Raw genomic sequence first — 17,155 nt, 5'->3', positions numbered from 1 at the left:
AAAGTCATGGCGTTGATCGTGATTGCGGATGACGAATATCTGCTTGCCGCCATGCTGGCCGACATACTCGAAGACGAGGGATACGAGACGGTCCTGGCTTCTCACGGACAGGAAGCTCTCGAGCGAATACGCTCCCGCCGTCCGGCCTTGCTGATCACGGATTTCATGATGCCTGTCATGACCGGCCTCGAACTGGCGATGGCGCTCAAATCCGACCCGAAGACTTCGGATCTGCCGATTATCCTGGTGAGCGGAGCGCAGGGTTCCATAGGGCGCCAGCATGGGGAGCTGTTCGCGCAGGTTCTCGACAAACCTTATCGCAACGAGGAGCTATTGGAAGCTGTCGAGCGCCTGCTCGCCACCTAGGTCGTTAACCGGCAACGGGTCCTTATCACGTACACGGCTGAGGGGACGGACGCTCACATCCCGAATGCAAAGATAGAGGATCAAGAGCATACCCTTGCGGGACGCGAATTCCTCATCCGTTAAACGGCGGCCCACTTTCGCGCGAGATGCGACGAGGTAATCAGGCTGGCGGGCAAAGGCTGGCTGGGCGGGGGATCGAAAACGCCATCAGCCAGGTACTTGAGCGCATGTTTGATCCCGGCATGCGAAAAGGGCTTTGCAATCACGCCGTGGGCACCTGAAAAATCCTTAGGAATCTTGGCGACATTTGCAGTTACGAAGATGATTAGCGCATGGGGCCATCGTTTCTGTATCACCCGTGAGACGTCGAGCCCGCTGGAACCGTTGGCGAGTTGAATATCCACGAAAGCCAACTGAGGGTCGATCTCGTCCGGCAGGTCCTCGACGTCCTTCAGGCTTGTTGCTTCGGCCAGCACCCGGTGTCCGCAATCTTCAACTATCGCCTCGATATCCATGGCAAGAAGGATTTCGTCCTCAATTATCAGGACGTTCATCGAGGTAGTCATGCTTGCATCTCGCTTCGGGAAAAGGTGATTGTGACACACGTGCCCGGAGCATTGTCGCTCCAGATCGCTTCGGCCCTCGCCTGACGCGCGAGTCGAGTAATCAATGAAGTGCCGATGCTTTTGGTTCGTTTGGCAGAGGGTATGCCGGGCCCATCGTCACAAATCCTGATCAATCCCCGATCGGCGTCCTCGTCCACGACAACGCTTAGCCGACCCCCTCTACCATCGGAAAAGGCATGCTTGATCGCGTTGGTAAGTATTTCGTTCAGAATTAGACCGAGAGCCGAGGCATTTGCTGCATCCACAAGCAAAGGCCGGGCGTCGAGATGCAAATCGATGTCGGCCCGGTCACTTGCTCCGACCACGTCGGTAGCCAGATTGCGCGCGAAGGTTCCTAGATCAAAGCGGGAGAGATCGGAAGATTGATAAAGCTGGCGGTGAACGACGGCTAGGGCGTCGACCCGCTCCAGCATGGAATCGAGTTTGGCCGCCACCGCCGGATCTTCGATCGTGCGAACTTGGAGGCGCAGAAGCGAGCCAATCATCATCAAATTGTTTTTGACGCGGTGGTCGACCTCGTGAAGCAGTAGTGTTTTCGCGTCGAGCGCTGCTTGCAGCTCGGCTGTGCGCCGCCCAACCTCTCGTTCTACCAAAAGCTTCTGATCGTTGATGATCTGGTTAGCCTCAACCCGCTCGGATACGTCCATCTGGGAGGCAAAGAAGAAGCGGATAGTGCCCTGCTTGTCGCGCACCGGCGACAGGTAGAGGGCGTTCCAAAAAGTCGAGCCGTCCTTGCGGTAGTTCAGCAGATCAACGTCTACGTCATGACCTTCCGCTATCGCTACACGGACCGCTCGACCGCCTCAGGATCAGTGTCCGGCCCTTGAAGGAAACGGCAATTGCGGCCGACGATTTCGTCGCGCGTGTATCCCGTCAGGCTCTGAAACGCTTCGTTGCAAAAAACGATTGGGTTATCTTGCTGGGCTGGATCGGTAATGACCATGGGCATTCGGGTGGCGCGCACTGCCGCAGCAAAGGGGTCGCCGCGGCCGTGCTCATAGTCAAGGATATCCGTTAGATGCCAATTATCGCTTTGCTTCAAGTTCGCCTCCAGCGAAGGCCAGAGGGCATCGCACCAAATGAAAAACCGCATCACTTGGGTTGGTTCCCCTGGTTGGCACGGGAGGTGGCCTCTGGTTGGTGAGCGCCTCCGATAAAGTGAATCGCGCTCACTACCGACCGAGAATTGTCCGCACCGCGCGTATGCCTAAACTTCCTCGCTGGCATCCTTGATTTCCAGCTTGAACTGCCATCCCTCGAACGTCATCAGCATCTGTCCAAATTGATCCCAACTAATCTCGCGGCCATCAATGAGCAGCATGGGTGCGCGCTCTGGGGAATCGAGGTCGCAGCTGATTTTCCCTCGAACGACGTCCGTCGCGATCGAGCACCGTTCGCCTTCATCCACTAAATGGCGCCGGGAAAGCGCGCGCCGTATCCGTTCGACAAGCCGCGCCATCAGCTTGAAAGGATCGGCCTGAGCGTCGCTGAGAATCTGAAACTCATAACCGCCGCGATCGCCATCGTCGACTTCGAACGCCTCAAGCGTCACCCGGTCACCCAGATGCAGCAAGCGGAATTTGAAATTGTGCTTTACCCCCGCGAAGTCCATAATTTCCATAGGTAGGAAATCGACTTGTTCAAAGGCAAACCCGCCGTTTTCTGCCACCTCCGCATTAAAGCACCGGCTACACAGATCTCTGTAACCCGTCTCCATCGAACCGAAGCTGATCACATCATAGCTGGCGACGGGGTTGCTGCAGGTATGGCATCGAATCTGATCCACCGTTACATACTCCGATGACAATTTCTGCCGTTAGGACGGACGGCGCTGTGCCGACATACCGCTCCTGAAGCTCTCTGCGCTAGCCTCAAGCGCAGTATTTCGCGCCCGGCGTCTTGAGCTCTTACCGCTTCTGGAATGCTTTGCCGACCTGCCGAAAATGCGGGGCCAACCTCAGTGAGCGTTGTCAAAATAGGCGGTGCCAGATCGATACTGGCTACCGGGGATCAAGCCTCACATGGACGGTGACATCCATACTCTCGAAATCTTGGGCGGCACCGATATACTCGCCGGTCACCGGCATAATCTGCCGGTTCGACCGGGCAAACGCCACGGGGATGAGCTGGCTGTTGCCCATACGGCGATGAGACGGGTCGAAAGCGATCCAACCCGCGCCGGGCAAGTACACCTCGGCCCAGGCATGGGTGGCGCCGGCATCTTCGTCTGTTTGATCAGGGTCGAACAGGTACCCGGATACGGCCCGCGCCCCGAACCCGAGATGGCGCGCAGCCTCAATGAAAAGAGCGGCGATATCGCGGCACGATCCGCTGCGCAGCTCCAATGTGCCGGCAGGCGACTGCGTGCCTTCCTCGTCGCGCACCCGGTAATGAATATCCCGGAGAACGCCCGCATTCAGATCTTTGAGCAGGGACAGGCTGTCCGTCTGAAGTCCCATGACAAACGCACGCGCCCATGCGCCGACACGCTCCCCGCCCGGCGTGAGCCAGTCTGGCTGCGCCAGGGCGCCAAGGTCGATGACGTCGTCCAGGGAATAGGTGAAGGGGTAGCTGTGAGCTTCGGGCGATATCGCGTAGATTGGCCATTCAGGGGCGACGTGATCGACAACTGCCTTGCCCACGATCATCAACTCCCGGGCCGGCTCGGAAAAGCTCGCCGTCGCGACCAGATTTCCGAAAACGTCTATCGTCCACGAGATTTCAGCGGGCGGGGAACATTCCAGCGATCGTTGCACTGTTGTTAGTCCACCGCTGTCGCGGGGAGTCACAATCAGCTTGTGTGGTTGCAGCATTACCTCGCGGCTATACCGGTAGCGTGTATTATGTTCGATGGTGAGGCGCATGGAGGCTTGTCCCTCGCTTCGCACCAGAAGGAAACCGATAGATTGCGTTGATCGAGATGCTCAGCTGAAGTCGTCGTTGAGAGCTTTCCGTATTGTGGGAACGCGGATCGCACAGGGAAGCGCGGTTGCGCGTATGCCGCTCACGGACAATCGCAATCCGGCCCTGGAGCAGGGCCCCAGCGGAGGCGTTAAAGAAGGCGGAGGTGGGTAGGCTGCCTGGTCGGATCTTGGCTTATGCCCGGAGGAGGCGAGCGAAGACGCCCTTTGGCAGTTGCCGGGCGTGCTCGATTTCTTCGCTGATGGAACGCATCTCGTCCTTGTAACCGACCAGATTGTCTGCGCCGAGCTGCCCATCCAGCTCATCCGCATGCTCGATCAGATCTTCGATCATTTTGCGGACATCGGCATCGGGCAACCGGGCGAGCATTCGCGCAACCAGATCATGCACCGCGAACTGCGCGCCTTCTGACTTGAGGGCGGCGGTTTCAAGATCTGCCACCCGTTCGCTGAGGGTTCTGGGCATACGGTCTCCTTTCGAGGCTACTTCGCACCGAAATTCGGACTGCTTGGAAGAGTTCCCTGTGCGGCGTGCTTCGCCTTGCTCGGTGAAAGGGGGGTGACGATCAGTTTACCGGGAGCGCACTAACTTCGTGGAGTGCGGCGGCGATCATCGCGGCGAGCGTTTCTTCTGCGCGGATGCGGACTGCCGGCTCTTTGGATTCCAAATCATGGCGTACCCATTGCGGCGTCCGCTCGATCACCTGCAGGACAGTGGTGGTCAGCGTTTCCTTCATTCCTATCACCCCTTCTTTTTTGTTGCCGTGCGCCGAATACGTCACGAAGCCCATCTACCAAATGGGCACGGCCGACGACAAAAAAAGCCGGACACATGGACCGGCTCTGGAAGTTTTGGGAGAGGATGCCTGAAAGGCATCACCTGTATGTCCGATGCTGCGGTGCAGCACAAGTGCGTGTAGCGCGCGCTGCGATGCAGCAAGCGCAATCAGCAAGAGGCGCAAGGTATGGAGCCTCAGGCTCGCGCCGCACTTCTTGACGTTGCTTGCCGAACTGTCGGGGACCTATTCCAGCGGGTAGCAGGTGTTTTATTAGGCTTCGCTGTGCACTCAGCTCCCGCCTCGCAGCCCCGGGGGTGGAAGCTGCTGCGCCTCGGGGTCGACACCGCGGCGGCGATCCAGCGACCGCATGATCGGCGTCACTGTCAAACCGTGAAGCAGGATCGAGAACAGCACGACGAGCCCGACGATACCCCACAGCCTCTCCGCTTGCGGCACAGGCATATGGTTGATGCCGAATGCGAGATAGTAGATCGAACCCACGCCGCGGATGCCAAAGAAGGCAAGCGTCATTTTCTCGCCGGCGTCAGCCGGATACCCCCAAAGCCCCAGCCACCCGGTGAGGGGGCGAATCACCAGCAAGATTGCCGCGGCAACGCCCGCGTCGGCCCAGCCAACATGGGCGAGCAGACCGCTGACCAAAGCGCCTCCGAAAAGGATGAGCAGCACCATCATCGCTATCCGTTCGATCTGCTCGGTGAGGGCGTGCATTTCGCTTTGGAAGTCGTGATCGCGGTGCGCATGCCGGAACGTCAGCGCCGTCACGAAAACCGACAGGAAGCCATAGACGTGCACCATCTCCGTCAGTCCATAGGATACGAAAGTCGCAGACAGGGCGATCAGGCCATCGCCCGTCTTGGCGAGCTTGGTCTCAGCGGGGATGCGGAATGTGAGCCACCCGAACAGGCGCCCCACCAGCCAGCCACCCACGATGCCGCCGCCGACTTCCCACAGCACGCGGTAGCCGATCCATTCTCCGAGCCATGGCTTGCCGGCGGGCAGCGCGGCGGCGAGCAGGATGGCGAGATGGACAAACGGAAAGGCTGCGCCATCGTTGAGCCCGGCCTCCGATGTGAGGCCGAAGCGCACCTCGTCTTCGTCACCTGTCTTGGGCGGACCCACCTGGACATCAGCGGCCAGAACCGGGTCGGTCGGCGCGAGACTTGCCGCTAGCAGCAGGGCGACAGCCCAGGTCACCTCCAACGTCAAGGTCGCCATGACAGTGATCAGCAGAATGCCGAGCGGCATCGTGATCCCAAGCAGCCGCCAGGTGACTGCCCACCGCTGCCAACCAAACACCCGGTCAATTTTCAGGCCGGCGCCCATCAGGGCGATGATGACGACAAATTCGGCAAAACGCTCGGTGATGTGAGGGTGAAGCATCGGGAGGGGACGCAGTGAGACCGCCGGGAGCAGGAAGACGGCCGCTCCGATACCGATGCAGACGATCGGCAGTGACAGGGGCAGTTGTTTCAACGCGAGTGGCAGCCAGGCGACCAGGGCGATGAGCACGCCGACGCCGGTCATGATGACGATGTAGGGCTCGGGCGATGCGAATGAAGGCATGTCAGGCGAACGTATCAGACCGAAGAAAGACGCATTTGAAACCCGTGGCCGCAGCGAGACGTTGCGCGGCTATGTTTGGCTGGGGCTTCGCCAAACCGCGAATGAGATCACGCCGGTGCGCCGCATTTCGGAATATGTCAGGCGCGTTGCGCGCCCAACGCGCCCACCAAGCAGTCCTATTCCCGATCGGCATTTCGCCTGCCGGAGATCAGGCTGTCCTGAGTTTCTGATGAGGGATCCGCTTCATCACTTTCGGAAGCCCGTGCCTCCGTATCCGAGATCTTTGCCTTCCCCGGTTCGGAAAATGACTTGGCTTCCGCCCCGGCAAGGCCGCGCTCAATGTCGCGTTCCGTTTCGGATTGGGCATCGACGGCTGGCTGCGTGAGCTGATCGTCGTTCTCTTGGGGCCCTATCGGGACTTCGTCCATGATTGCTCTCCTTTCCTAGGTAACGGTCTGCTAGGTCGCCCCGTTCCTCGGCCCGAATACCTTTGTCAAAGCCGCTGACTGGTAATCGAACATACTCCGCGAGCGGTGCTGCTTTGCACTCGCGGTGCATTCGGATGGACGTTGAACCAGCGAAGACTATGAAAACATCGTTAGCTGGTTTATTTGCTTCAGGAATGTGCAGTCGGAATGTCTCGAGCTGCAAAAGAGCCTTCGGGCGGCCGAAACTCGCCGCGCGTCGTGGAAGATAGGGAAGCAGACAAGAATGGCCGAAACCGAAAAGCAGTCTGACATCGCCTCGCTGACTGTCGAGCTGCTGAGCGCATACCTTTCCAACAACACGGTGCCGTCGGCAGAACTCGCCGGGCTGATCCAGTCAACTAGGGCCGCTCTGACGCAAGATGCCGCCCCTGTTGAAACTGAAGCGGACACGCCAACATTCACGCCTGCCGTGACGGCGCGCAAGAGCCTGGCGTCGCCTGATCACCTCATCAGCCTCATCGATGGCAAGCCCTACAAGACACTCAAGCGTCACCTGACGCGGCACGGCCTGACCCCGGAAACCTACCGCGAGCGCTACGGTCTTCCGGCCAGCTATCCGATGGTCGCCCCGTCCTTCGCGGCCATGCGCCGTGCGATCGCGGAAAAGATCGGTCTCGGTAACAAAAAGGCGGCTGATGCGGTCGTGCCCGCAGATGCAGTAGCAGGCGCAGATGCTGCGGAAGCGACTGACGTTGCCGCAACCGTTGCCGCCAAGCCGAAGAAGCAGGCTGCCAAGACGGCTGCGGTAAAGGCCGCGAAGGCGCCAGCCCGCAAAGCGAAAGCACCCGCGAAACCCACCGTCACTTCAGCGGAAATGGTAACGGCGCCGGTTGCGAACGTAGCGGACAACCCGGTTGAGCCGCAGGTCGCCGAGCAGGCCGTCGAAACTCCCGGCGCACCGCCGACTGCGACGAAGGCTCCGGCTCGCGGCGCAGCGCCAAAGAAGCAACCCACGAAGCGCATGGCGCGGACGCCGAAGTCTGCGGCAAAGTCCGAAGCGACTGCCCCGGTGTCGGAAGAAAACTCGCCCGCAGAAATCACCGATTCCCCGGCTGCCGCAGAAAAGCCGAAGCGCCGCGGCAAGTTGGGTCTGTTTGGAAAAGAGGCCTCCGACATAGGCGTTGCCACCGGGACCCCGGCCCCGGCTCCTGGCACTGCCAAGACGCGGTGGAAGCGTCCAGCCGCGAAGGCCAAGTAATCGGAGTATCGGCCACCCTGTCGCTTAGCGGCGGGGTGGCCGGGCGACGATCCCGCTGCGTAGACTAGGCGGGCCGAAATGTGTACGCAGCGCGTCCGGAATGACCGGCCCTGGGACATTCGCGACTGTCGGCTTCGGAGAAACCCACCCAGGAAGGCGGTCATTCACGGACCTGCACAATCTTTCTGCCGGAGGGCGGCAATGCGCCCAATCCAAGCCGTTCAAGTGGGGAATTTGCGAGCCTATGAGCGGACAGCCTGCTCCTGACCGGGGCCGGGACGAAGCGACCATCCGCTGCGCCTCTGCGAACGACGGCTTCTTAATCGACACCGGACATTCCTGCGGTGCGGAATCAAGGGCTGAAGAATGTCATCTATGACCGCTAACTGACTGGTAGGCCCCTAGCTAGCGACCCCGGATATCAGCCACTCCTGACCAATGATGCAGGATTTTAGCCAGCATCATTGGTCAGATGGACCGTCGCGCGCTGTAAACTACTCTCCGAATTGCTGGCCTAGTTTGGATTTGTTTCCATTGAACTTTGGTGGCGCAGGCGGCTGTGGGGGCGACCAGCCCGCCGGAACCGGAGCCGGCTTTTGCTCCTTAACATAGGCTTCAAGGCTGGATTCGTTAGGCAATGTATCTTCTTCGAGCGTAGGTGCGCGTAGCATCTTGAGGTCGATTGCGCGGGTTGCAGCAATCAAATCGTCAGGCAACCTCGACAAAGCTCCTATGCCACCCGGCAAGGGTGCGAAATGGCTGATATAGTTGATAGTCCCTGGTGCATCACCCATTAGCATCCATGGAAGCCAGGGTGTTATACGCTGCCATGAACCCACGCACGGTAAGTATGTTTTTGCAGGATTTTCAAGGTCATCCTGCGTAACGGTCCAAGTGAAATTCTCGGTAACCTGCGCAAAATCACCTGAGGACTCACGCTGCCATACCGACGGCACCAGTGCGTTCGGATAGAATAGGTTCACTCCCGCAGACAACGTAAGTGTTCCGTCTGGATTGCGGTCCCAGTTCCCAATCCACGGTTTGCCCATGAAGTTGGTTTCGATTGTCTGGTTGTAAGGATCATTGGCGATCGGCACGACGCGAACAGTTTCACCCGTGTACGGGTTGAGCCACGTGTCCATGATCTTTCCCGTTTCTATGTCGCGGTAGAAGACAATTTCACGCAGCAGCTTACGCCAGCTTCCATCAGGCCGACGGTACATGCGCGTGACGCTGAACCCTTCAAACGTCATTAGATCGCGAACGGGTTCGTTTGGACGGACACCTTGGATAAGGCCCTTCATCCAACCGACAAGTTCCTTGCTTTCGTCGAGGTCGCCGTTCAGCCGCGCGCGAGTATCTCTATTCCATTCAGGGCTGAGAAGATCGATTTTTGTCAGGAATTTAGATTTCGGCGTGCTTGCCAACGCCGGAGAAGTGGCAGCCCACATGGTTCCAAGCCCAGCAATGGCGAGCCCCTGCCTTCTAGTAATATCCATTATAAAGCCCCGCAAATGCACATCGATATAAAAAATAAATTCTTATCGTTAGCCGATAATCATTGGCCAAAAAGCTTGTTCATTGCGGATGATTCGATAAAAAATCCGCGATAGATGAAGACCATTCTTCGGGCTGCTGATCGACGATATCAATCCCGCCGCCTTGAAGTTCCTTAAAAATAAAATCAGGCCGCATATTTTTTGCGATCTTTGCTGATTCGTAAAGCAGGTCGCCAGTATTAGTCAGCAAAAGAGTTGGTTGTGAAATTTTCATTAACGCGTCTTCCTGACGGTAATGCAATCCCGCATTATGGCCGTACCAATATGCGCCGCGCTGCATTGCCATCATGGCCTGAACGACATAGTCACTGATGCGCGCAGCACTTACTGACGTGCCGGCATATCGCTCCCGTGCTTCGGCCACCTTATTCATGTGAGCGGCATGAGGCAGGGCGGTAAACGCTTTTTCTCTGCCACAAATATCCGCAATCAATGCCGCCCTTTGTTCTTCACTGATAAACAACGGGCCGCACATCACATTTGCACTAACCCTTTCTGGGTAATTAATTGCGACCTCGTTGACCACCAAGGCCCCAGTATGATGTCCGACGATTGCGGCTCGCGAAATTCCAAGAGCGTCAAGCACGGCAGGCACAACGGGCGCATAGTCGCTTACTTTTGGCACAAAGGGAGTGGGGTCTGACAACCCGAAGCCAGGTAGATCAATTGCGATTGGGCGGAAACCAAGTTTGATTAGCGGCTCAAATACATAATCAAACTGGTTAGCAGTCATGATTGCTTGGTGGAGCAACACAAGAGGCCTACCGCGCTCCGCATCAAGATAATGTATCTGGCCATAAGGCCCGTCAACATAGGCGCGGCGCATCCGCGGCTGCGCTTGAGCGCTGCCGTCCAGTGCTTTCATAACGATGCCCTTCGCAAAACTATTGTCAGGAGAAATTCCAGAGAGAACGACGCCGCAGCTAATCAACCCAAGGGCCACGCGCCTCTCAATAGTCTCTGCCATCGGTCGGCTCCCAAAAAGTCCTGACTTCCCTGGAGACAAATTTATGGCGAACGCCCTGGCACTCTACCGCGAGCGACAAGACTAATCACTAGGCGGGTAGGCGATAGCTCGCGGCAGCCGTGTGTCAGCTTATCTCGTAATCCGGCTCCGAACCGGACATTCGCCTATCGGCCAGTGTTGCACATACGGGATGGGAAAGCTGCCGGTCCGCACCGGGGGAGCGGAAATCGGCGGTTGAATGGCGATAAAGGGTCGATAGACGGCATCGGCCTGTGTCGGCCGGGAAGGGAGGTAGTGGCAGGTACCGGCCCAACTCCGGTCACTTGCACATGCGAATGGCCCTTTGCGAGTCCGACTAAGATCGGCTGCTTGTGATGCTCTGGTCGCCGGCCGTGCCGACTTCCACGAGGGCCGTGGTGCTAACCATTAGGGAGCGAATGGAAGACCGGCGCGGAAGGTGTGGATCTAATACTGCTGGTACGAGGCGAGATGGAGCGGCATCCTGTCCGGCATGGATAACGAACTACCCAGCTGGGCCGACGCTGAGTTGACGCATGAATTGCCGCACCTGGCGGCTGCGAGCGAAACGCAGACAGTCGAGTTTAAGCGCGAGTTCCCGAAGCACGCCGGCGATCTTGCCAAAGAAATTGCGGCGTTCGCGACGTCGAATGCGGGCATGATCCTTCTTGGTGTAGAAGACAGCGGCGAGATTATCGGTATTCGGCGCGTATTTCTGTCCAAAGCCTTGCCCGCAAGCAGAGCTGTCAGAAACGCTACGCCGGGCGATTTCCAGCAAGGCTCAAGTGCTCTCCTAGGAAGGAAGAAGGACCAGAGGGTATGCTAACCGTGTCATGCGCTAGCCTGTATGGGCCGGGCTCGATCAGTTGGATCGAGGACTCCCTCGGACGACGAGATTTTATTTTTGATGTTCGCGTGGAAACGCCCTCGGTGTTCCAGGCCACTGACCATGCCATTCTTGAGATTCGTGCGGCAAAGTTGCGCAAACCCGGCGGCATCCCACATATGGAGGGTGAGCCGCTCGTTGATCCGCACCGCCAATCTCTACCGTTGGCTGACTCTGATTGCAGGAGATCTAGATTGGGAGACTCCGCGCCTTTGCGATGCGCTGCTGGAAACATACTATTGGGTAATCGGCCCTATGCTCGCGATCGACCCCGAGAAGCTGCGAGCGAGCAATGACTAGGGTGGGTGAAGCAGCTGCGAAAGGGTCAGTCGCTGTTGCGCAGCAGCCGATCGCAGCGGGAGCATTAGCTGGGGTAGCGTTAGGAGGAACCGGCATATGCGAATGACCGGGACCGCGAGCCGGTTAGGCCGCGGGGCGCATGTTCATTTCGGGCTCGCAGCCCTTTCGCAGCACATCGACCGAAAGCGCATCTGACAATGGAGGCGCAACCGGCAGGCTCTTGAAGCCGGGTCGTCCCAGCAGGTAGCCCTGCATGTAGCGGATCCCAATCTGGCGAAGGACTTTATATTCCCCTGGCGTTTCGACGCCTTCTGCGATGACGGCAATGCCAAGCGCCCTGGCTATCGCCAACACGCCCGAGACGATGATCCGTCGCGGCTCGCTGTGATCGACGCCGCGGACCAGGTCCATGTCGAGCTTGATGATATCGGTCTGGAACTTCGCCAGCAACCCCAGCCCCGCATGGCCCGCTCCGAAGTCGTCGATCGCCGTGGTGAAGCCCATTTTGCGGTAGCTCGCGACGATATTGCGGACGTGTTCCGTGTCAATCATCTGCTCGTTCTCGGTGAATTCGAAGATCAGCCGATCGGTCGGGAAGCCGCCCTCGCGGGCCGTCTTGAGCGTGAGCTGGATACACGCTGCCGGGGAGTACACGGCGTTGGGGAGGAAGTTGATCGAAAGCTTGGCGCCGGTGGCGAGGATCCCGGCCTCGACCGCACCTTTGATCGCAGCAACCCGGCATTGCTGGTCGAACGCATACCTGTTCTCTGCCGTTACCTTCGACAGTACTTCGGTAGCGCCTTCGCCGTTACGGCCGCGCACCAGCGCTTCGAAGGCGAAAGGACGACCCGTTTCGCAATCGACTATCGGTTGAAATGCCATCGCAAGATCGAAGGTTGTGCCATCGGACCTGCAGCCCTGACATCCTGTTTGCATACCGCCGTCTCCTACCCGCCTTTTCAGCGATAAAAGACGAAGAATAATAACGTCTTAATATCATCGCGAGATGCGCTGGCGCCGTGGTCTTCCGAAGAGAGCAGACAGGAAAAATGCCGGCTCGTCCGTTACTGTGTACCCTGGGTGCCGCCGGCGGGGAGAAGATGTTCGTCATCGACTGACGGCGCAGTATCAAAAGAACGAACGGCAGCCCAGACCATCACGACGGAAACAGCGATGATCAAGCCGTAGATCACCTTTGCCCATGGCCCAAGCTTATGCTTCCCATGTCCCATGACGCCATCTCCCTGTGCCCGTGAGGCGCGACGGTTCCCTGCAAGTCGCCGCGCCCGGAGGCCCGGTAGATTGAACGCGGTTCACTTTACAACGCACAACAGCACATAGTACCGCAGAGATCCGGTCAGGTGACGCAGATTGTTCCATGAGCCACGGCGCAACGCGCTTGCCCGACATTATCGGCGTCCGTCCGGCGAATAGCCGTGAATCGTAGTGCGCGGGTGCCGCTCTCATTTCGGAAGGGGGGGGGGGAGCGTTCAAGAAGGCACCTTGAATCCGCCTGAGCCGCCGCGATCTCGGTATCGGACACGATATTCCCGCTCTGGAGCGGTGTGATGAGCGCGGCCAGATCAAACCCTTCGGCCCTCGCGCTCGACAGGTAATCCTCGCATACCTCGCCGGGCAGTTGAGGCGTGCGCGAAAGCAGCCACAAATTGGAGCGATCAGGCGTTCCCACCAGAGCGACGGTATAGTCCGGCGATATCCGCATCACCCAGTAGTCACCCTTGGTAAAGGGAAGCCAGCGCAGGTATTGCGGCAGGAAGCTGACTTTGAGCCTGGCATTCCCCGCGTCGGTCGGAAAAGCCTGTCCGATCGCCTGAACGGGTTTACCTCCCCCATCGATGCACCGGTTGTCGACCTTAATCAAGCCATCCGGGTCGAGCGAATACGTAGCGGTGATGTCGCTCGCATGTTCGTCCTCCCACTTGAGCGGCAGCCGGCAGATCTCGAACCAGGTTCCCAGGTAGCGGTCCAGGTGGAGTGGGACACGGTGGTAATCACCTGCGGGGGGTGCTCATTTGGGTCTCCATGGACAGGAGAACTGAGGCGATGGGCTCCGGTTCCTTCCCCTGATGGTCCGCAGTGAGCCCTTCAGTCATTTGATGGTAAAGAGCCTTTTCATTAACGATGCTCACCAATCCTAAAGGCCCGAGGCGCAAGATCCTTGTGCCTGGCGGAGTCGGGTACCCGAAGACGAGGCCGGGGCCTGGACCTACCCCTTGTCTCAGGGGTGGGGCCTTGATTTGCTCGATGGCAATTGCTCGTGGACCGGCCCACAATCGTGGGCGGTGGAGAGGCTAAGGTGTTGCACGCGATGCTCCGGCGGTCCCTTTGCCTGGTGAGATGGCATGTCCCTGACAGTAGCACCCTGGCGACCGACGACGTGCACCATTTCGCGAAATGCAAGGGCTGCCGCGTGCTGCTTTACCGAAGCAAGAACCGCCCGTGGGGCAAGATATGAGGCCATCACGAGGCCACGTCCCGGAATCGACTGCAGGACCGGAAAGGTTCGCATGAACGATGCGCCAGCTTCCGCCGAGAGAGGTCGCCGGCTGACTTCCATGAAAGCCTCCAACAATCTTTGGAAGAATGCTGCAAGATCGCTTGGCCCGCGACACTCGATCAACGGAACGACGGCTACCTATAGTCCGTGCGAGCGCCGCAATGATTCACTAGGTAGTCCATCGGCAGCGATCGACCCAGGCGGTGCCTTTAGCGAATGCGATGTTCATGACCCATCGGGACTGGTGCTAAACTGTCACAAAACATTCATGAATTTCGCCGGATTGCCCGAAGACCGTTCTCAGGAGGCGCCAGCTCGCTAGGAGCGGCCTTGCTCCGGCCAAGGTTATTGAATGCAGGAATTACCACAATGAAAAATATCATCGCCGTCTCGGCTGTTACCTTGGCATCTTCGTTCGCCGCTCCTGCAATGGCGCAGGACGCTGGCATTGCCTTCGACGGGCCCTACGTCGCCGCGATGGCAGGCTACGACAATATCAACATCGAAACTCCGTTCGGCTCGGGTAGCGATGATGGCATTCTCTTCGGCGGCGTCGTCGGTTTTGACAAGAACATCAACGGCGTCGTTCTGGGTGTCGAGGGCGAGTATGCCGATTCCAACGTCAAGGAGAGCGCTGAGAACGTACTCGCGCTTGGCGACCGCGCTTCGCTGAAGACCGGCCGCGACCTTTACGCGGGCATGCGTCTCGGCGGCGAAATCGTCCCCGGCATCCTGATCTATGCCAAGGGCGGCTACACAAACGCCAAGGTCAAGGCGAGCTACGAAGATGCCAACGTCCTTGTGACTGGCAGTGACGAGCTCGAAGGCTACCGTCTGGGCGCCGGCGTCGAAACGAACGTGTCTGGTTTTCTGGCCCGCCTCGAGTATCGCTATTCGGACTACGGCCACTACGAGAGCACTGGCCTTCAGCCCGACCGCCATCAGGTCGCTGCACTGATCGGCTACCGCTTCTAAAATACCCCGTCCGCTCCTTGGCATCCCCAGAAGCGGATGGCACGGCCAACGGTAGATTTCGGCTGCGAACTCAGCCGAAACCTCCGACTGCGATAGCAACTGGCTAATACCGGTGTGATCTTAGACTTTTGAGTTCAAGGTAAGCAGGCCGGCCTCGGGTCATGAACTGCCTTACTCAGACCATGTTAGCAGCCCGCTGCCGAAGTCGATTTTTCGGGACGGCGCTCAGCCCGGCCCCGCAGACATGATGATAAGCAGGACACCGGTTTCGGCTGCGACTTGGCCGACGAGGGCGAAGATCAGCGCGTTTTCGGTCTGAGCAACGAGCAAAAACGCCTGTGAAGCGCTGGCGGCCTCCCTTGGGGTGCCACATCCGAACAGTGCGCGCATGAGGATGCCCAGGTTGAAGCCGGCGACGTGGATCAGATACCTCTTGTGGAGGTTTTCGCGCCCACGCAGCCATGCGCGGCGCATGCCGCCCCGGTCCAGGACATGGGCAAAGCTGCGTTCCACCAGCTCGCCGCGTTTGCGCATGGTCTTGCGTCCGATGCGGGATTTCAGGCGGGCGCGATTGGCGTAGACCGCCTTCTGCGCTTCCTCGTCACCGTGCCAGCGCAGGATGCCTTTGGCGGGCATGGGCTCCGATATGCGGGTCTTCCACGGCCCGTTTGCGAGTGCCTTGAGGCCCTCGCGGGATACCCCTTGTCGGTTACAAGATCGCACGGGGTGTCCGGGGCCGGTGCCATATCGACTGTCGCCAGGTTACGCGCAGCCGCCTCGAGCGTCGCCTCGAGGGTGTTCGTATCGCCCTTGTCCGCAGGATGGATCGGCGCTGCGACGATCACGCCGGTATCCAGATCGACCGCATGTTCAGGCTTGTAACCAAGCCGCGTCGAGCCGTTCTTCATCCGCGCCACCTTGGCGTCCGGATCGACCGGGCTCTCCCAATCCGTGTTCGACAGCTTCTTGCCCGTGCGTCTGCGATCAAGGCGCACCAGGTCGTCGGCTGTTGGTGTCTCGATGCCGCTCTCGTGCGCCATGCGCGTCAGCATCTCACGATACGTCTCGCCAGTGTCGCGCCGCACGATCGTGCGCAGCGCCGCATTGGCCTCCATGGTCGAGCCGTCCACGCCAATTCGTTCGGCTTTCACCAGCTCATGATCTGCCACGAGCCCCAGAACCCAGGCAAAAATCTGGTCATGAACCTCATGCGGCAGGCGGCTACGGGTCTTCGACATCCAACTATGGTCGGGGACTTTCTCCCGCGTCGTCAACCGCAGAAACTCGCGCAGCGAAAGCGAGTCCGAACACCGCCACACAATCCCGCGCTCGGAGTGAATGCCTTCGAAATAGCCGATCAGCAGCATCCGAAAGTAGCGGCCGGGCGGCACCGACGGCGCCCCCATCCGCGCCGCGTAATAGGCCTGGCACGCCTCTTCCACAAAGCGGTCGAACCCTGCATCCACCAACAGCTTCTGAAGCTTGTCGTAAAAGGCGTGCCCGGGAGAGCGCGGTATATCTGACCACGACACGATCAGATCCGCCTGCACATCACCATCACGTCGCATCGCCATCGTCGCTGACCGCCTTCTTTCCGTATCCAGGCTGAATCAGATCACACCGACTTCGTCAACGCGCTGTTAGGGATTGATAGGGCGCATCCGCCACCGAGGCGCCCCATCAACGAAACGACCTCGTCACAGCCGTGGCGAGGTCGTTTTCATTTCCTTGCATAAATGGACCGGCGCAACTGGTAAGCCGGCACCTTGCAATCATCAGCTAAATCGGGGCCGTGTTGCCCACGGAAAGAATCTTGCCAGGCGCATGGCTGTGCGGCGTGTGTTGAGACCCAGCCGTCCAATTGCCCATATCGTGCAGCCGCGACCGAGAGCACCAACCCTAGCTACTCCGGGAAGGCACGTCCGCCACAGCGCGCTGGGCGCCTCGAACGGTATATCGGGGGCGCTGCG

At 59.0% G+C, this 17,155-nt stretch carries 18 protein-coding genes and 2 pseudogenes; 4 read left to right on the top strand and 16 right to left on the bottom strand.

Annotated elements, in window-relative coordinates:
* Window positions 1-6: 6 nt before the first annotated feature.
* Window positions 7-366 carry a response regulator gene (locus tag TQ38_RS26065; protein ID WP_043979056.1) on the top strand — a complete coding sequence of 120 codons (360 nt, stop codon included), beginning with the start codon at window positions 7-9 and terminating at the stop codon, window positions 364-366.
* 119 nt (window positions 367-485) lie between these two features.
* Here the strand turns inward: TQ38_RS26065 and TQ38_RS26060 are convergent, their stop codons facing one another.
* The 10 genes and pseudogenes from TQ38_RS26060 to TQ38_RS26030 form a co-directional block, all read right to left on the bottom strand.
* Window positions 486-932, bottom strand: a complete 447-nt coding sequence (locus TQ38_RS26060; protein ID WP_043979057.1) for a response regulator — start codon at window positions 930-932, stop codon at window positions 486-488.
* Window positions 929-1,684: a sensor histidine kinase gene (locus TQ38_RS26055; RefSeq protein ID WP_304481817.1), complete on the bottom strand. Its 756-nt coding sequence runs from the start codon at window positions 1,682-1,684 to the stop codon at window positions 929-931. Before TQ38_RS26055 ends, TQ38_RS26060 begins: the two co-directional genes overlap by 4 nt.
* A pseudogene (locus tag TQ38_RS31405) lies at window positions 1,685-1,738 on the bottom strand (hypothetical protein); the annotation flags it as partial. It lies immediately after the preceding gene.
* A 35-nt stretch (window positions 1,739-1,773) separates the two neighbouring features.
* Window positions 1,774-2,034, bottom strand: coding sequence for a PAS domain-containing protein (locus tag TQ38_RS31400; RefSeq protein ID WP_304481816.1), 261 nt, complete (start codon window positions 2,032-2,034; stop codon window positions 1,774-1,776).
* Window positions 2,035-2,199: 165 nt separating this feature from the next.
* On the bottom strand, window positions 2,200-2,778 hold the full coding sequence (locus tag TQ38_RS26050) for a hypothetical protein (RefSeq protein WP_043979058.1): 579 nt from the start codon (window positions 2,776-2,778) through the stop codon (window positions 2,200-2,202).
* A 214-nt stretch (window positions 2,779-2,992) separates the two neighbouring features.
* Window positions 2,993-3,856, bottom strand: a complete 864-nt coding sequence (locus tag TQ38_RS26045) for a transglutaminase family protein (RefSeq protein WP_113942084.1) — start codon at window positions 3,854-3,856, stop codon at window positions 2,993-2,995.
* Between the two features lie 232 nt (window positions 3,857-4,088).
* Window positions 4,089-4,355 (bottom strand): hypothetical protein, encoded by a 267-nt coding sequence (locus tag TQ38_RS26040; protein WP_162792401.1) that lies wholly within the window; start codon window positions 4,353-4,355, stop codon window positions 4,089-4,091.
* A gap of 124 nt (window positions 4,356-4,479) precedes the next feature.
* Window positions 4,480-4,650 (bottom strand): hypothetical protein, encoded by a 171-nt coding sequence (locus TQ38_RS30725; RefSeq protein ID WP_205316206.1) that lies wholly within the window; start codon window positions 4,648-4,650, stop codon window positions 4,480-4,482.
* Window positions 4,651-4,980: 330 nt separating this feature from the next.
* Window positions 4,981-6,276, bottom strand: a complete 1,296-nt coding sequence (locus tag TQ38_RS26035; RefSeq protein ID WP_043979061.1) for a sodium:proton antiporter — start codon at window positions 6,274-6,276, stop codon at window positions 4,981-4,983.
* 176 nt (window positions 6,277-6,452) lie between these two features.
* Entirely contained in the window at window positions 6,453-6,704 is a 252-nt protein-coding gene (locus TQ38_RS26030) for a hypothetical protein (RefSeq protein WP_043979062.1), read from the bottom strand.
* 283 nt (window positions 6,705-6,987) lie between these two features.
* Between TQ38_RS26030 and TQ38_RS26025 the strand changes: the two genes are divergently transcribed.
* A complete protein-coding gene (locus tag TQ38_RS26025) occupies window positions 6,988-7,962 on the top strand; it encodes a MucR family transcriptional regulator (protein ID WP_113942083.1) in 975 nt (324 codons plus the stop codon).
* A gap of 494 nt (window positions 7,963-8,456) precedes the next feature.
* Here the strand turns inward: TQ38_RS26025 and TQ38_RS26020 are convergent, their stop codons facing one another.
* A complete protein-coding gene (locus TQ38_RS26020; protein WP_082057915.1) occupies window positions 8,457-9,461 on the bottom strand; it encodes a DUF1838 family protein in 1,005 nt (334 codons plus the stop codon).
* Window positions 9,462-9,540: 79 nt separating this feature from the next.
* Window positions 9,541-10,488, bottom strand: coding sequence for an alpha/beta fold hydrolase (locus TQ38_RS26015; protein WP_043979066.1), 948 nt, complete (start codon window positions 10,486-10,488; stop codon window positions 9,541-9,543).
* Window positions 10,489-10,999: 511 nt separating this feature from the next.
* Here TQ38_RS26015 and TQ38_RS26010 point away from each other — a divergent pair.
* Window positions 11,000-11,332 carry a helix-turn-helix domain-containing protein gene (locus TQ38_RS26010; RefSeq protein WP_043979069.1) on the top strand — a complete coding sequence of 111 codons (333 nt, stop codon included), beginning with the start codon at window positions 11,000-11,002 and terminating at the stop codon, window positions 11,330-11,332.
* 483 nt (window positions 11,333-11,815) lie between these two features.
* Here TQ38_RS26010 and TQ38_RS26005 read toward each other — a convergent pair whose 3' ends face one another.
* The gene (locus TQ38_RS26005; RefSeq protein ID WP_043979131.1) at window positions 11,816-12,574 is read right to left on the bottom strand and encodes an EAL domain-containing protein; all 759 of its coding nucleotides are present in this window, start codon (window positions 12,572-12,574) and stop codon (window positions 11,816-11,818) included.
* Between the two features lie 652 nt (window positions 12,575-13,226).
* Window positions 13,227-13,682: pseudogene (locus tag TQ38_RS26000) on the bottom strand (lipocalin family protein); the annotation flags it as partial.
* 897 nt (window positions 13,683-14,579) lie between these two features.
* Between TQ38_RS26000 and TQ38_RS25995 the strand changes: the two are divergent.
* Entirely contained in the window at window positions 14,580-15,185 is a 606-nt protein-coding gene (locus tag TQ38_RS25995) for an outer membrane protein (RefSeq protein WP_043979072.1), read from the top strand.
* 225 nt (window positions 15,186-15,410) lie between these two features.
* Here the strand turns inward: TQ38_RS25995 and TQ38_RS31120 are convergent, their stop codons facing one another.
* Window positions 15,411-15,821, bottom strand: coding sequence for a transposase (locus TQ38_RS31120; RefSeq protein WP_240198218.1), 411 nt, complete (start codon window positions 15,819-15,821; stop codon window positions 15,411-15,413).
* Entirely contained in the window at window positions 15,743-16,759 is a 1,017-nt protein-coding gene (locus TQ38_RS25990; protein WP_240198217.1) for a transposase, read from the bottom strand. The genes TQ38_RS31120 and TQ38_RS25990 overlap by 79 nt, the downstream gene beginning before the upstream one ends.
* Window positions 16,760-17,155 lie beyond the last annotated feature (396 nt).

It is taken from the genome of Novosphingobium sp. P6W (assembly GCF_000876675.2).
In the GTDB taxonomy this organism is placed as follows: domain Bacteria; phylum Pseudomonadota; class Alphaproteobacteria; order Sphingomonadales; family Sphingomonadaceae; genus Novosphingobium.
The sequence above is the reverse complement of the archived record's forward strand: the minus strand, read 5'-3'. Positions and strand labels throughout refer to the sequence as shown.

Bases quoted from the DNA above. Each gene is read 5' to 3' on its own strand.
- TQ38_RS26065 (WP_043979056.1), top strand. From the start codon at position 7: ATGGCGTTGATCGTGATTGCGGATGACGAATATCTGCTTGCCGCCATG.
- TQ38_RS26060 (WP_043979057.1), bottom strand. From the start codon at position 932: ATGACTACCTCGATGAACGTCCTGATAATTGAGGACGAAATCCTTCTT.
- TQ38_RS26045 (WP_113942084.1), bottom strand. From the start codon at position 3,856: ATGCGCCTCACCATCGAACATAATACACGCTACCGGTATAGCCGCGAG.
- TQ38_RS30725 (WP_205316206.1), bottom strand. From the start codon at position 4,650: ATGAAGGAAACGCTGACCACCACTGTCCTGCAGGTGATCGAGCGGACG.
- TQ38_RS26035 (WP_043979061.1), bottom strand. From the start codon at position 6,276: ATGCCTTCATTCGCATCGCCCGAGCCCTACATCGTCATCATGACCGGC.
- TQ38_RS26030 (WP_043979062.1), bottom strand. From the start codon at position 6,704: ATGGACGAAGTCCCGATAGGGCCCCAAGAGAACGACGATCAGCTCACG.
- TQ38_RS26025 (WP_113942083.1), top strand. From the start codon at position 6,988: ATGGCCGAAACCGAAAAGCAGTCTGACATCGCCTCGCTGACTGTCGAG.
- TQ38_RS26020 (WP_082057915.1), bottom strand. From the start codon at position 9,461: ATGGATATTACTAGAAGGCAGGGGCTCGCCATTGCTGGGCTTGGAACC.
- TQ38_RS26015 (WP_043979066.1), bottom strand. From the start codon at position 10,488: ATGGCAGAGACTATTGAGAGGCGCGTGGCCCTTGGGTTGATTAGCTGC.
- TQ38_RS26010 (WP_043979069.1), top strand. From the start codon at position 11,000: ATGGATAACGAACTACCCAGCTGGGCCGACGCTGAGTTGACGCATGAA.
- TQ38_RS26005 (WP_043979131.1), bottom strand. From the start codon at position 12,574: ATGGCATTTCAACCGATAGTCGATTGCGAAACGGGTCGTCCTTTCGCC.
- TQ38_RS25995 (WP_043979072.1), top strand. From the start codon at position 14,580: ATGAAAAATATCATCGCCGTCTCGGCTGTTACCTTGGCATCTTCGTTC.
- TQ38_RS31120 (WP_240198218.1), bottom strand. From the start codon at position 15,821: ATGCCCGCCAAAGGCATCCTGCGCTGGCACGGTGACGAGGAAGCGCAG.
- TQ38_RS25990 (WP_240198217.1), bottom strand. From the start codon at position 16,759: ATGGCGATGCGACGTGATGGTGATGTGCAGGCGGATCTGATCGTGTCG.